This window comes from Chromobacterium sp. FG22, assembly GCF_057809415.1.
Genome location: NZ_JBMDJX010000018.1, coordinates 61,109 through 75,206, shown reverse-complemented (window position 1 = coordinate 75,206; position 14,098 = coordinate 61,109). Strand labels below are relative to the sequence as shown.

14 protein-coding genes are annotated in these 14,098 nt (G+C 64.2%); 6 read left to right on the top strand and 8 right to left on the bottom strand.

Going from position 1 to position 14,098, the window contains the following annotated elements:
* Positions 1-3: 3 nt before the first annotated feature.
* The 8 genes from lepB to rpoE all read right to left on the bottom strand — a co-directional run bounded on the left by lepB (position 4) and on the right by rpoE (position 6,910).
* A complete protein-coding gene (gene lepB / locus ACODSD_RS17145) occupies positions 4-972 on the bottom strand; it encodes a signal peptidase I (RefSeq protein WP_199225869.1) in 969 nt (322 codons plus the stop codon).
* Positions 973-2,766: a translation elongation factor 4 gene (gene lepA / locus ACODSD_RS17140; protein ID WP_107799403.1), complete on the bottom strand. Its 1,794-nt coding sequence runs from the start codon at positions 2,764-2,766 to the stop codon at positions 973-975.
* A gap of 173 nt (positions 2,767-2,939) precedes the next feature.
* On the bottom strand, positions 2,940-3,179 hold the full coding sequence (locus ACODSD_RS17135) for a glutaredoxin family protein (RefSeq protein WP_107799404.1): 240 nt from the start codon (positions 3,177-3,179) through the stop codon (positions 2,940-2,942).
* Positions 3,176-4,594, bottom strand: coding sequence for a DegQ family serine endoprotease (locus ACODSD_RS17130; protein WP_488877902.1), 1,419 nt, complete (start codon positions 4,592-4,594; stop codon positions 3,176-3,178). Before ACODSD_RS17130 ends, ACODSD_RS17135 begins: the two co-directional genes overlap by 4 nt.
* Positions 4,576-4,827 (bottom strand): hypothetical protein, encoded by a 252-nt coding sequence (locus ACODSD_RS17125; RefSeq protein WP_486637044.1) that lies wholly within the window; start codon positions 4,825-4,827, stop codon positions 4,576-4,578. Before ACODSD_RS17125 ends, ACODSD_RS17130 begins: the two co-directional genes overlap by 19 nt.
* Positions 4,824-5,783, bottom strand: coding sequence for a MucB/RseB C-terminal domain-containing protein (locus ACODSD_RS17120; RefSeq protein WP_107799406.1), 960 nt, complete (start codon positions 5,781-5,783; stop codon positions 4,824-4,826). The genes ACODSD_RS17125 and ACODSD_RS17120 overlap by 4 nt, the downstream gene beginning before the upstream one ends.
* Positions 5,784-6,308 carry a sigma-E factor negative regulatory protein gene (locus ACODSD_RS17115; RefSeq protein WP_107799407.1) on the bottom strand — a complete coding sequence of 175 codons (525 nt, stop codon included), beginning with the start codon at positions 6,306-6,308 and terminating at the stop codon, positions 5,784-5,786. It abuts the gene before it with no gap.
* Between the two features lie 2 nt (positions 6,309-6,310).
* A complete protein-coding gene (gene rpoE, locus ACODSD_RS17110; RefSeq protein ID WP_043641588.1) occupies positions 6,311-6,910 on the bottom strand; it encodes an RNA polymerase sigma factor RpoE in 600 nt (199 codons plus the stop codon).
* A gap of 293 nt (positions 6,911-7,203) precedes the next feature.
* On the opposite strand from rpoE, the gene prpB reads away from it, so the two are divergent.
* The 6 genes from prpB (at position 7,204) to prpF (ending at position 14,095) form a co-directional block, all read left to right on the top strand.
* Positions 7,204-8,091, top strand: coding sequence for a methylisocitrate lyase (gene prpB, locus ACODSD_RS17105; protein WP_488877901.1), 888 nt, complete (start codon positions 7,204-7,206; stop codon positions 8,089-8,091).
* Positions 8,078-8,407, top strand: a complete 330-nt coding sequence (locus ACODSD_RS17100; protein WP_107799409.1) for a cupin domain-containing protein — start codon at positions 8,078-8,080, stop codon at positions 8,405-8,407. Before prpB ends, ACODSD_RS17100 begins: the two co-directional genes overlap by 14 nt.
* A gap of 32 nt (positions 8,408-8,439) precedes the next feature.
* Positions 8,440-9,588 (top strand): bifunctional 2-methylcitrate synthase/citrate synthase, encoded by a 1,149-nt coding sequence (prpC, locus tag ACODSD_RS17095; protein WP_048412130.1) that lies wholly within the window; start codon positions 8,440-8,442, stop codon positions 9,586-9,588.
* Positions 9,589-9,640: 52 nt separating this feature from the next.
* Positions 9,641-12,250, top strand: coding sequence for a Fe/S-dependent 2-methylisocitrate dehydratase AcnD (gene acnD, locus ACODSD_RS17090; RefSeq protein ID WP_488877900.1), 2,610 nt, complete (start codon positions 9,641-9,643; stop codon positions 12,248-12,250).
* A gap of 263 nt (positions 12,251-12,513) precedes the next feature.
* Positions 12,514-12,852, top strand: coding sequence for an endonuclease domain-containing protein (locus tag ACODSD_RS17085; RefSeq protein WP_474456356.1), 339 nt, complete (start codon positions 12,514-12,516; stop codon positions 12,850-12,852).
* A 52-nt stretch (positions 12,853-12,904) separates the two neighbouring features.
* Complete coding sequence (gene prpF / locus ACODSD_RS17080) at positions 12,905-14,095, top strand: 2-methylaconitate cis-trans isomerase PrpF (RefSeq protein WP_488877899.1); 1,191 nt, start codon at positions 12,905-12,907, stop codon at positions 14,093-14,095.
* Positions 14,096-14,098 lie beyond the last annotated feature (3 nt).

Below are 14,098 nucleotides of genomic sequence, written 5' to 3'. Positions count from 1 at the left end.
TTATCAGTGAATGGTTTTGCCGATGCGGGACAGGTCGCCAAAGTTCATCCAGATCATGAAGGCCTTGCCCACCATCAGCTTGTCGTTGACGAAGCCCCAGTAACGGCCGTCCAGGCTGTTGTCGCGGTTGTCGCCCAGCATGAAGTAATGGCCGGCCGGCACCTTGCAGACAAAACCATTGTCATCATAGCGGCAGTTGTCGCGGAACGGGAAGTCCTGCACCTGGCTCAAAGCCACAGTGGGCGAACCGTCGTTGTTCAGCACCGAGTACGTGCGCGACCCCATGGTTTCCTTGTAGCGCTTGGCGTTGATCATCATCAAGCCCTGCTCCAGGTATTCATAGTTGCCGTCGTCGGCGTCCGGCAGCGGCTTGCCGTTGACGCTCAGGCGCTTGTCGCGGTACTCGACCACGTCGCCCGGCAGGCCGATGGCGCGCTTGATGTAGTTGACCTTGGGGTTGGGCGGGAAGTTGAACACCACCACGTCGCCGCGCTCCACCTTGTCCACCGGCGCGAACACGGTGTTCAGCACCGGCACGCGCAGGCCGTAGGTGAATTTGTTTACCAGGATGAAATCGCCCACCACCAGGCCCGGACGCATCGAGCTGCTGGGAATCTGGAACGGCTCGGCGATGAAGGAACGCAGCAGGAACACCACCAGGATCACCGGGAAGAAGCCGCGAGAATAGTCGACGAAATGGCCGGCCGGGGTCTCCGCCGCGCGGCGCTTGGCCAGCACCAGCTTGTCCGCCAGCCATACCGCGCCGGTGATCAGCACGAAGACCAGCATCACCGCGGTGAAGCTCATATAGTTGGACAGCAGGCCGAAGCCGCCGATCAGCACCGCCAGGTAGCCCCACTGCACCGCCTGCGGCCAATCCTTGGCGCCCTCTTGCTTCTTGCCGCCAAAAGCGATCAGCATGCCGCCGATCGCCACCGCCACGACAAACACCCAGAACAGATTTCCGCCCACTTATTTGTCCCCTACTTGAAGGATTGCCAGGAATGCTTCCTGCGGAATTTCCACATTGCCCACCTGCTTCATGCGCTTCTTGCCCGCCTTCTGCTTCTCCAGCAGTTTTTTCTTACGGGTGATGTCGCCGCCGTAGCACTTGGCCAACACGTTCTTGCGCAAGGCCTTGACCGTCTCGCGCGCGATGATGTGGCCGCCGATGGCCGCCTGCACCGCGATATCGAACATCTGACGCGGAATCAGTTCGCGCATCTTGGACACCAGTTCGCGGCCGCGGTAGACGCTGGAGGCGCGGTGCACGATCAGCGACAGCGCGTCGACCTTCTCGCCATTGACCAGCACATCCAGCTTGACCAGATCGGCGCTCTGGAATTCCTTGAATTCGTAATCCAGCGAGGCGTAGCCGCGGCTGGTGGACTTCAGCTTGTCGAAGAAGTCCATCACCACTTCGTTCATCGGCAGATCGTAGGTGAGCATCACCTGACGGCCCATGTACTGCATATTGCGCTGTACGCCGCGCTTCTGGTTGCACAGCGTCATCACCGCGCCGACATAGTCTTGCGGCACCAGGATGGTGGAGGTGATGATGGGTTCGCGCAACTCGTCGTACTTGCCGGCGTCCGGCATCCGCGACGGGTTGGACACCACTTCCACCACGCCGTCCTTCATCACCACTTCGTAGTTCACCGTGGGCGCGGTGGTGATCAGGTCCATGTCGAACTCGCGCTCCAGGCGCTCCTGCACGATCTCCAGGTGCAGGAGGCCGAGGAAGCCGCAGCGGAAGCCGAAGCCCAGCGCCTGCGACACTTCCGGCTCGTACTTCAGCGAAGCGTCGTTCAGCTGCAGTTTTTCCAGCGCGTCGCGCAGCGCTTCGTAGTCGTGGCTTTCCACCGGATACAGGCCGGCGAATACCTGGGACTGCACTTCCTTGAAGCCCGGCAGCGCCTCGGTGGCCGGCTTGGACACCAGGGTGATGGTGTCGCCGACCTTGGCCGATTTCAATTCCTTGATGCCGGCGATGACGAAGCCCACCTCGCCCGCGTTCAGATTCGGACGCTGGACGGATTTGGGCGTGAACACGCCCACCTGCTCGCACAGATGCTCGGCGCCGGTGGCCATGAACTTGATCTTGTCCTTGGGCTTCAGCGAACCGTCGATCACGCGCACCAGCATCACCACACCGACGTAGTTGTCGAACCAGGAGTCGACGATCAAAGCCTTCAGAGGGCCGCCCGCATCGCCCTTTGGCGGCGGAACCTTGCTGACCACTTCTTCCAGAATGTCCTCGATGCCGATGCCGGACTTGGCCGAAGCGCGCACCGCGTCCGCCGCCTCGATGCCGATAATGTCTTCGATTTCCTGGCTGACGCGCTCCGGCTCGGCGGCCGGCAGGTCGATCTTGTTCAGCACCGGCACCACTTCCACGCCCAGCTCGATAGCGGTGTAGCAGTTGGCCACGGTCTGCGCTTCCACGCCTTGCGAGGCGTCCACCACCAGCAGCGCGCCTTCGCAGGCGGACAGCGAGCGCGACACTTCATAGGAGAAGTCCACGTGTCCGGGGGTGTCGATCAGGTTCAGGTTATAGACCTGACCGTCGCGCGCCTTGTAGCTCAAGGCCGCGGTCTGCGCCTTGATGGTGATGCCGCGCTCTTTCTCGATGTCCATCGAGTCCAGCACCTGGGCGCTCATTTCGCGCATTTCCAGGCCGCCACAGAATTGAATGAAGCGGTCGGCCAGGGTCGATTTGCCATGGTCGATATGGGCAATGATCGAGAAATTTCGAATGTTTTTCATGATATCCAGCAAAAGATAAGGGCACGCTAGCGTGCCCGGAACTGCCGATGGAAGCCGCGGGCCTGATGAAAGCGGCTCATCATCAGGATTGCGACCTCTAAAGCCGTTAACAGCCCATCCAGCAAGCGGGGGCACCCAAGTGCCCCCGATATAAACTCACACTGGCGCGGATTTTAGCCGATTTCGCCCAAATGTGCAGCCAATGCGGCCTGATCCAGGCGCCAATGGCAGATTTCGGTCTCATCCGCCATCAGAACCGGCACCAGTTCGTTGAAGCGGCGCTCCAGCTCCGGGTCGGCGTCGACATCGACGACGTCCAGCTCGAAGCCGTAGCGCTCGCGCCAGGGCTGCAGCTCGGCCAGCATCTGATGGCACAAGCTGCAGTATTCGCGGAAATACAGCGTCAGTCTCACTTGCCGTCGCCCACCGGCAACGGGATAAACTGGGTAATCCCCTGACGCAGCACTTGCAGCGCGATCGACGAGCCCTTCTTGGCCGCGGACAAGGCGGACTTCAGCTGCTCAACATTGGCCAGCGGCTCGCTGCCGATGCCCACGATCACGTCGCCCGGCTGAATGCCCGCGCGCATCGCCACATTATTGGCGCCGCGCACCAGCAGGCCGTACTTGATGCCGGCGCGCTGCAACTGCGCCGGATTCAGCACCTGCAGCCGCAAGCCGATCTGCGAGAAGCTCTGCTCGGCCGGACGCTCCTGCTGCGAGCCGCGGTATTCGCGCTGCGCCAGCCTCGGGTCCTGATCCTGCTGCTCCACCGGCACCACCTTGGCCGACACCGCGGCGCGAGCGCGCCACAGGCCCAAGGTCACCGGCTTGCCGGGCGGAATGCTGCCGATCAGCCGCTGCAGATCGGAGCCGGATTCAACCAGCTTGCCGTCCACTTGCTGGATGATGTCGCCGGGCTTGACGCCGGCCTTGGCCGCCGGGCCGCCCGGCTCCACCGCGTTGATCAACGCGCCGGCCGGCTTGGCCAGACCGAAGGAGGCGGCCAGATCCTGGCTCAACTCCTGGATCACCACGCCGATCTTGCCGCGGCTGACATGGCCCTTGGCCTTCAGCTGAGCCACCACGTCCATCGCCACATCAATGGGAATGGCAAAGGAAATGCCCATGAAACCGCCGGAACGGCTGAAGATCTGGGAATTGACGCCCACCACTTCGCCCCTGGCGTTGAACAGCGGGCCGCCGGAATTGCCGGGGTTGATCGCGGCGTCGGTCTGAATGAAGGGCACGAAGGTTTCATCCGGCAGCATGCGGTTCTTGCCGGAGACGATGCCGGAAGTGGCGGTGTTCTCGAAGCCGAACGGCGAGCCGATGGCCAACACGCCTTCACCCACCTTCAAGGCGTTGGCGTCGCCGCGGCGCACCACCGGCAGCTTGTCGGCCTCAATCTTCAGCAGCGCCACGTCGGTACGGGCGTCGGAGCCTATCACCTTGGCCTTGTACTCGCGCTTGTCCGTCAGCTTGACGGTGATTTCATCGGCGCGGGCCACCACGTGCGCGTTGGTCAGCACATAGCCGTCGGCGGAAATGATGAAGCCGGAACCCAGCGACGACTCTTGCCGCTCCTGGGCGCGCGGCGGCGCGAAACGACGGAAGAATTCAAAGAAGGGGTCGCCGCTCATGCCCTCGGGCAGATCGTTGCTGACCTCGCGCACCGTGGACTTGGTGCTGATGTTGACGACGGCCTTGCCCTCGTTAGAGACAATCTGGCTGAAGTCCGGCAGTTCCGCGGCCATTGCAGCGGGCACCGCGCCCGCCATAATAGAGGCCGCCAGCATGGCGGAAACAATCAGTTTTTTAACCGGCATGAGCGCTCCATCTTGATATGTTGTGTTTGAGACGCGCCGGCGGAAGCCGGCTGGGGAATTTCAGCGTCGAACCGGCCGCGCGCCAGGCGCCCGGCCGCGGCGTTCGCCGCCGAGAAAAACAGGAAAGCCGGCGTCAAGGCGCCGGCGCCGCCCGGTCCGTTCCGCGCAAGCGCGCCGCCGGAGGCCGGGCCTCCGGACGGGCTTGCAGGAACGTCCACGAGCTTGGCCGTCATGGCTTGAGGCTGACTTTCAACCCTTTCAGCAGCCCCATCATCGCCGGCTCGGGCATATCGCCCACCGCGGTCAGCTGATAGCTGCCTTGCGGACCGGTGGCCATATTGATGGCGCCGTGCAGATTGCTGCTGCGTTCCAGCCGCGCGCCTTCCGGCTGCGTCTCGACGAACAGCGACAGCATCACCAAGCCGTCGGAATACACCATGTGGCGCACCGACTTGCCCGCCTGGCCCGGCAGACTGCGCTGCACCGAGCGCAGCAGATGGAAGCCGTTGGGCAGCCCGGACACATCGTTGTCCACTTGCGCGCCGGCCTGCGGCGTCGACGCGCCGCCGGAGCGCAGCAGGAACTTCTGCGCGAACTTGGGCCGATAGGCTCGCTTGTCCTTGGGGCCGTTCAGGTCGATGTCGGTGAAGGTGAACTGCTCCACCGCCTCGCCCTTGGGCGACAAGGTCACCATCTTCAAAGGCAGCGAGGTCAGCGGCTCCACGCACATGCGCAGGCTGTAGCGCTGCCTGTCCTTGGGCCGCAGCTCCAGCAGATTGCAATCGCGCTGAGCCACCCGGTCGCTGCCCACGTGCTTGAGCGCATACGACTGGTTGATCTCGCTCATGTCCTCCGGCAGCAAGGCCGGAAACAGGCGCATCGCGCTGATCTTGGCCGCGTTCAAGGCTTTCTTGTCCGGCGCGAAACAGGCCAGCTCATTGCCTTTGCGGACAATTTCGCGGGAAGGCCCGTCCAAGGACGTCCGCTTTTCCCGCATGGCTTCGCCTTGGCCTTCCCTGACGATGTGGAAGGTTTCCAGCGTGCCGTTCATCTGGTGCAGATAGGTGCCGTTCAGCGCCTGCTGGCGTCCGGCAGCCGCCACATTGCGCAGCAGCTGCCAGTCATCCTCTGCATGGGCGGCAGGCGCGGCCGCCACAACCATCAAACTGATCAGAGGAATTACACGCATTTAACGGCGAGCTCCGTTTCCGTAGGATACTTTCATATTGCCTTGTTCGGAGGTCACTTCCTGATGAGCCAGCAGATAGGGGTCGTCGCGCTCGGGCTGGCTGGCTTGCGCCGGCTGGGCCACTTGCACCGGCACGCCCTTGTCCGCCACCAGCGAGGCCGGCTCGCCGCGATGCGAGAGCTGCTGCCAGCCCACCACGGCGGCGAAGCTCACGCTGGCGGCCAGCGCCACCGCGCCTGCGGTGCGGACGCTGGCGACCAAGGCCACCCCGCCTGCGGCGCGGCCGCGCGCCGGGCGCAACCAGCGCCGCGGCGCAAGCACCGTGGGCTCGTCCGCCAGCCGGCTGGCGACCTGCTCTCGCACATTGAGCGCAACCATGCGGTTGGCGCGCATCGCGTCGCCAATCAAGTGATACTCGCCCCAGGCGGCATCCAGTTGCTTGTCAGATGAAATGGAGGCGATGGCTCTGCCTATGTCAGAGTCGTCCAGTTCGCCATCCATCATCGCGGATATCGTTTCTTTCATACCTACCACCTTCTGTTCTTGGCCGTATCCAGCAAAGGCCTGAGCTCGGCAGCAATCGCCTCGCGCGCCCGGAAAATCCGCGAGCGCACGGTGCCTATCGGGCAATCCATCACCTTGGCGATTTCATCGTAGGATAGACCGTCCATTTCCCTGAGCGAAATTGCGGTTCTTAGTTCCTCCGGCAAAGCCTCCACGGCGGCATTGACCGTTGCCAGAATCTCCTTGTTCATCAGCTCGGTTTCGGGCGTGTTCAGGTCGGGCAGCTGCGACGCCATGTCGAAGCTCTCGCCGTCCTCGTCCTCTATCTCGCTGTTGACCACCGGACGACGTCCGGAGGCGCTAAGGAAATTCTTGGCAGTATTGATGCCGATTCTGTACAGCCATGTGTAAAACGCGCTCTCGCCACGAAACGACGGCAAGGCACGATACGCTTTGACAAACGCCTCTTGCGTCACATCCTCGATGTCTGCGCCGTCGCGGATAAACCGCGACAACAACCTGGCGAGACGTCGCTGATACTTGGCAACAAGCAGATCGAAAGCTCTTTTTTCACCTCGCTGGGCACGCTCCACCAACTGTTGATCGAGATCCCGATCACTCATGTCGTTGTTATGCTCCCTGATTTGCCCACTAGTCGTGTTTGTGGTCGTTGTATGTGGACTGTGACTAGACCACCGCGCTTGCGATGAGTTCCCCCACGCGATTCAGCTGCGAAACATAACAGACCTCGAACAAAACTTGAACATTTGTTTTAACCGTATTGCCAGCGCTCAAACCAGCCCTTACACTCCTACCAAGCACTTGCTTGAATGACATAGAGATAACAATGCAAAGCCAAATAGTTTCCGACCTCACGGCTTTGCCGTTTCTCCGCAACTTTTAGGAATCCAACGCGATGAGCACTCCCGGCCAACGCTTCCGTCTGGCGGTAGCACAAGAACAGCCCTTGCAGGTGGTGGGCGCGGTCAACGCCTACGCCGCCCGGCTGGCCGAGCACTCCGGCTTCAAGGCGCTGTATCTGTCCGGCGGCGGCGTGGCCGCCTGCTCCTGCGGCATTCCGGACCTGGGCATCACCACGCTGGAAGACGTGCTGATCGACGTGCGCCGCATCACCGACGTCACCGAACTGCCGCTCCTGGTGGACATCGACACCGGCTGGGGCGGTGCCTTCAATATCGCCCGCGCGGTCCGCAGCCTGGAGAAGGCCGGCGCCGCCGCGGTGCATATCGAGGACCAGGTGCAGCAAAAACGCTGCGGCCATCGCCCCAACAAGGCCATCGTCAGCCAGGAGGAAATGGCGGACCGCGTCAAGGCGGCGGTGGACGCGCGCCGCGACGACGGCTTCGTGATCATGGCGCGCACCGACGCGCTGGCGGTGGAGGGCCTGGACGCCGCCATCGCGCGCGCCGTCGCCTGCGTCGAGGCAGGCGCAGACATGATCTTCCCGGAGGCGATGACCGATCTGGCCATGTACCGCCGCTTCGCCGAGGCGGTGAAAGTGCCGGTGCTGGCCAATATCACCGAGTTCGGCGCCACCCCGCTGTTCAATACCCGCGAGCTGGGCGAACACGGCGTCGGCCTGGTGCTCTATCCCTTGTCCGCCTTCCGCGCGATGAGCCAGGCCGCGCTCGACGTCTACGGCGCGATCCGCCGCGACGGCGGCCAACAGGCGGTGCTGGACACCATGCAGACGCGCGCCGATCTGTACAGCCATCTGGACTACCACGCCTACGAACAAAAGCTGGACGCGCTGTTCCGCCAGGAAGGCCATGGTGCCGAATAATCTGTTTGGCGACATCCCGGCGCAGTTGCCGGAAGAGTTGCTGCAGACTTTATTCAGCGGCGCGAAAGGCTTTCGCGTCGAGCGCATCGTCTCGCGCGGCCATGCTTCGCCGGAGGGATTCTGGTACGAACAGGACGAAGATGAATGGGTGCTGCTGTTGTCCGGCGCGGCGGAACTGGAATACCAGGACCCGCCCCGGCGTCTCAGGCTGAAACCGGGCGATTGCGTGGCCATCCCCGCGCGTCGCCGGCACCGGGTGGCCTGGACCGAGCCGGAGCGGGACAGCGTCTGGCTGGCCGTTTTCTACGAAAAATAATCATTCCGCAGGTCTGCGATCAGGAGAAAAGCATGAGCGAAACCGTTGTTGGCATCAAACCCAAGAAATCCGTAGCCCTGTCCGGCGTCGCCGCCGGCAATACCGCGCTGTGCACCGTGGGCCGCAGCGGCAACGACCTACACTACCGCGGCTACGACATCCTCGACCTCGCCGGCCGTTGCGAATTCGAGGAAGTGGCCTATCTGCTGGTTCACGGCAAGCTGCCGAACAAGGCCGAGCTGGTCGGCTACAAGAAAAAGCTGAAATCGCTGCGCGGCCTGCCGGCGGCGGTGAAGGCGGTACTGGAGGCGCTGCCGGCCAGCGCCCATCCCATGGACGTGATGCGCAGCGGCGTGTCCGCGCTGGGCTGCGCGCTGCCGGAGAAGGACGATCACAACCAGGCCGGCGCGCGCGACATCGCCGACCGGCTGATGGCCAGCCTGGGCTCGATGCTGCTGTACTGGCATCATTTCAGCCACAACGGCAAGCGCATCGAGGTGGAAACCGACGACGACAGCATAGGCGGCCACTTCCTGCACCTGCTGCACGGCGAAAAACCGTCTCAGGAATGGGTGCGCGCGATGCACACCTCGCTCAATCTATACGCCGAGCATGAATTCAACGCCTCCACCTTCGCCGCCCGCGTCATCGCCGGCACCGGTTCGGACATGCACAGCGCCATCGCCGGCGCCATCGGCGCCTTGCGCGGCCCCAAGCACGGCGGCGCCAACGAAGTGGCCTTCGACATTCAGCAACGCTATGAAAGCCCGGCCGAGGCCGAGGCCGACATCCGCGAGCGCGTGGAGCGCAAGGAAGTGGTGATCGGCTTCGGCCACCCGGTCTACACCATCTCCGATCCGCGCAACAAGGTGATCAAGGACGTGGCGCGCGAACTGTCCAAGTCCGCCGGCAACAGCAAGATGTTCGACATCGCCGAACGGCTGGAAACCGTGATGTGGGACATCAAGAAGATGTTCCCCAATCTGGACTGGTTTTCCGCGGTCAGTTACCACATGATGGGCGTGCCCACCGCCATGTTCACCCCGCTGTTCGTCATCGCCCGCACCAGCGGCTGGAGCGCGCACGTGATCGAGCAGCGCCAGGACGGCAAGATCATCCGCCCCAGCGCCAATTATGTCGGCCCGGAAGACCAGGTCTTCGTGCCGCTGGAACAGCGCTGACCGGACCGGGGGCCGCTGCGCCCCCGCCCCTGATTTTCAAATTGGCCAAGACATGATGAATTCCGCTTACCGCATTCCCCTGCCCGGCACCGGGCTCGACTATTTCGACGCCCGCGCCGCCGTCGACGCCATCCGCCCCGGCGCCTGGGAGCAACTGCCCTACACCGGCCGCGTCCACGCCGAAAACCTGGTGCGCCGCTGCGAACCGGCGCTGTTGGGCGACTGCCTGGAGCAAATCGCCCATCGCAAGCGCGAGCGCGATTTCCCCTGGTTTCCGGCGCGCGTGGTCTGTCACGACATCCTGGGCCAGACCGCCCTGGTGGACCTGGCCGGCCTGCGCGACGCCATCGCCGATCAGGGCGGCGACCCGGCCCAGGTCAATCCGGTGGTGCCGGTGCAGTTGATCGTCGACCATTCGCTGGCAGTGGAGTGCGGCGGCTTCGACCCGCAGGCTTTCGAAAAGAACCGCGCAATCGAAGACCGGCGCAACGAAGACCGCTTCCATTTCATTGAGTGGACCAAGAGCGCCTTCGACAATGTCGACGTGATCCCCGCCGGCAACGGCATCATGCACCAGATCAATCTGGAGAAAATGTCGCCGGTGATCCACGCCGACCACGGCGTGGCCTACCCGGACACCTGTGTCGGCACCGACAGCCACACCCCGCACGTGGACGCGCTGGGCGTGATCGCCGTCGGCGTCGGCGGCCTGGAAGCGGAAAACGTGATGCTGGGCCGCGCCTCCTGGATGCGGCTGCCGGACATCGTCGGCGTGGAACTGTCCGGCAAGCCCGGCCCAGGCATCACCGCCACCGACGTGGTGCTGGCGCTGACCGAATTCCTGCGCCAGCAGAAAGTGGTGGGCGCATATCTGGAGTTCTACGGCCCGGGCGCCGCGGCGCTGACCCTGGGCGACCGCGCCACCATCTCCAATATGGCGCCGGAGTACGGCGCCACCGCGGCCTTGTTCTTCATCGACGAGCAGACCCTCTCCTATCTGAAGCTGACCGGCCGCAGCGATGAGCAGGTCCGGCTGGTGGAAAGCTACGCCAAAACCGCCGGCCTGTGGGCCGACACGCTGCAAAACGTCGTGTACGAGCGAGTGCTACGCTTCGACCTGTCCAGCGTGGGCCGCAACCTGGCCGGCCCGTCCAACCCGCACAAGCGGCTGCCGGTGTCGGCGCTGGCCGAACGCGGCATCGCCGTCAATCTGGCGCAGGCGCGCGCGCAGGAAGCCCAGGGCCTGATGCCGGACGGCGCGGTAATCATCGCCGCCATCACCAGCTGCACCAATACCTCCAACCCGCGCAATGTGATCGCCGCCGGCCTGCTGGCGCGCAACGCCAACCGGCTGGGCCTCGTCCGCAAACCCTGGGTCAAGTCCTCGCTGGCGCCCGGCTCCAAGGCGGTTGAGCTCTATCTGAAGGAAGCCGGCCTGCTGTCCGAGCTGGAACAGCTGGGCTTCGGCATCGTCGCCTTCGCCTGCACCACCTGCAACGGCATGTCCGGCGCGCTGGAGCCCAAGATCCAACAGGAGATCGTGGAACGCGATCTGTACGCGACGGCGGTATTGTCCGGCAACCGCAACTTCGACGGACGCATCCACCCCTACGCCAAACAGGCCTTCCTGGCCTCGCCGCCGCTGGTGATCGCCTACGCCATCGCCGGCACCATGCGCTTCGATATCGAGAAAGACGTGCTCGGCGTCGCCGACGGCAAGGAGATCCGGCTCAAGGACATCTGGCCGGACGACGCGGAGATAGACGCGGTGCTGCGCCGGGCGGTCAAGCCCGAACACTTCCGCCAGGTCTACGAGCCGATGTTCGCCATCCGGCGCGACGGCGCCGCCAAGGCCAGCCCGCTGTACGCCTGGCGGCAGCAGTCCACCTATATCCGCCGCCCGCCGTACTGGGAGGGCGCGCTGGCCGGCGAGCGCACGCTGCGCGGCATGCGTCCGCTGGCCCTGCTGCCGGACAATATCACCACCGACCACCTGTCGCCTTCCAACGCCATTCTGCTGGACTCGGCGGCCGGCGAATACCTGGCGAAAATGGGCCTGCCGGAGGAGGACTTCAACTCCTACGCCACCCACCGCGGCGATCACCTGACCGCGCAGCGCGCCACCTTCGCCAACCCCAAGCTGTTCAATGAAATGGTGTTGAACGAAGACGGCTCGGTGCGCCAGGGCTCGCTGGCGCGCGTGGAGCCGGAAGGCGAGACGATGCGGATGTGGGAGGCGATCGAAACCTATATGCGGCGCAAGCAGCCGCTGATCATCGTCGCCGGCGCCGACTACGGCCAGGGCAGTTCGCGCGACTGGGCGGCCAAGGGCGTGCGCCTGGCCGGCGTCGAGGCCATCGTCGCCGAAGGCTTCGAACGCATCCACCGCACCAATCTGATCGGCATGGGCGTGCTGCCGCTGGAGTTCAAGCCCGGCGTCAACCGCAAGACGCTGGCGCTGGACGGCAGCGAGACTTACGACGTGATCGGCCAGCGCCAGCCGCGCGCCGAGCTGACGCTGCTGATCCACCGCAAGGACGGCCGCACGGAGCAAGCGCCGGTGACCTGTAGGCTGGACACCGCGGAAGAAGTGTCGATCTACGAGGCAGGCGGCGTGCTGCAGCGTTTCGCGCAGGACTTTTTGGAGGGGGCGGGAGGCTGAACCCCTCTCCCCCGGCCCCTCTCCCTCAAGGGGAGAGGGGAGATACCACAAGACGGTTTTACTATCGGTATTTGTAGGGATGTCGCCGTTTAATGTAAGGCGCAAACACTTCAATCCTCTCTTGCAGGAGAGAAAAAACGCCACGAAATCGCTTTGCCGCCTGCAGCTGAGATGACAGCTTAGTTGCGGCAGAAATAGCGGCAGAGTATTAACGACTCAGCAAGCCCCTCTCCCCCTGCGGGAGAGGGGTTGGGGAGAGGGGTATGCGCCAGCTCGATTTCGCCAAGTCCTTACGGCGCAATATGACCGATGCCGAACAGCGACTCTGGAAGCAGCTCCGCGCCCACCGGCTGAACGGCGAGAAATTCCGCCGCCAACAGCCGATCGGCCCCTACATCGTCGATTTCGTCCACTTCGGCTCGCGGCTAATCATAGAGGCGGACGGCGGCCAGCATCATGAAAGCCGCGGCGACGCCGCTCGCGACGCTTGGCTGCAGGCGCAGGGCTTCAGAGTCATGCGCTTCTGGAACAACGATATTCTGCACAATCAGGACGCGGTCCTAGAAGCGATCTGGCAAGCGCTAAACGCCCGGACACAATGAACACAGCGGCGTCCCGACCACGGAACCGCCGCAAGCACAGGAAAAACAGCATATGACTCAGTCTGCCCAGATCCGCATCCCCGCCACCTATATGCGCGGCGGTACCAGCAAGGGCGTGTTCTTCCGTTTGCAGGACTTGCCGGAGGCCGCGCGCCGGCCGGGCGCGGCGCGCGACGCGCTGCTGCTGCGCGTGATCGGCAGCCCGGACCCTTACGGCAAGCAGATAGACGGCATGGGCGGGGCCAGCTCCAGCACCAGCAAAACCGTGATCGTGTCCCCCTCCCCGCGCCCGGGCCACGACGTCGATTATCTGTTCGGCCAGGTCGGCATAGACAAAGCCTTCGTCGACTGGAGCGGCAACTGCGGCAATCTGTCCGCCGCGGTCGGCCCCTTCGCCATCGCCGGCGGCCTGATCGATCCGGCGCGCATTCCCGCCAACGGCGTGTGCAGCGTGCGCATCTGGCAGGCCAATATCGGCAAGACCATCATCGCCCATGTGCCCATCACCGCAGGCCAGGTGCAGGAAACCGGTGATTTCGAGCTGGACGGCGTCACCTTCCCCGCCGCCGAGATCGCGCTGGAGTTCCTGGACCCAGCCGATGAGGGCGATGGCGACGGCGGCGCGATGTTCCCCACCGGCCAGTTGGTGGACACGCTGGAAGTCCCCGGCGTCGGCGTCTTCCCGGCCACGCTGATCAACGCTGGCATCCCCACCATCTTCGTCAAGGCCGCCGACATCGGCTACAGCGGCGCCGAGTCGCAGGACGCGATCAACGCCGACCCGGCGGCGCTGGCGCGCTTCGAGGCCATCCGGGCCCACGGCGCGCTGAAGATGGGTCTGATTGAAACGCTGGGAGAAATCGCCAGCCGCCAGCACACGCCCAAAATCGCCTTCATCGCGCCGCCGGCCGACTACACCGCCTCCAGCGGCAAGCCGGTGCGCGCCGCCGACATCGACCTCCTGGCGCGGGCCATGTCCATGGGCAAACTGCATCACGCGATGATGGGCACCGCCGCGGTGGCCATAGGCACCGCCGCGGCCATCCCCGGCACCCTGGTCAACCTGGCCGCCGGCGGCGGCAAGCGCCGGATGGTGCGCTTCGGCCATCCGTCCGGCACCTTGCGCGTCGGCGCCGAAGCCCGTCAGGAAAACGGCGCCTGGACGGTGACCAAGGCGGTGATGAGCCGCAGCGCGCGGGTGTTGATGGAGGGTTGGGTGCGGGTGCCGGGCGACGCGCTCTGAGTC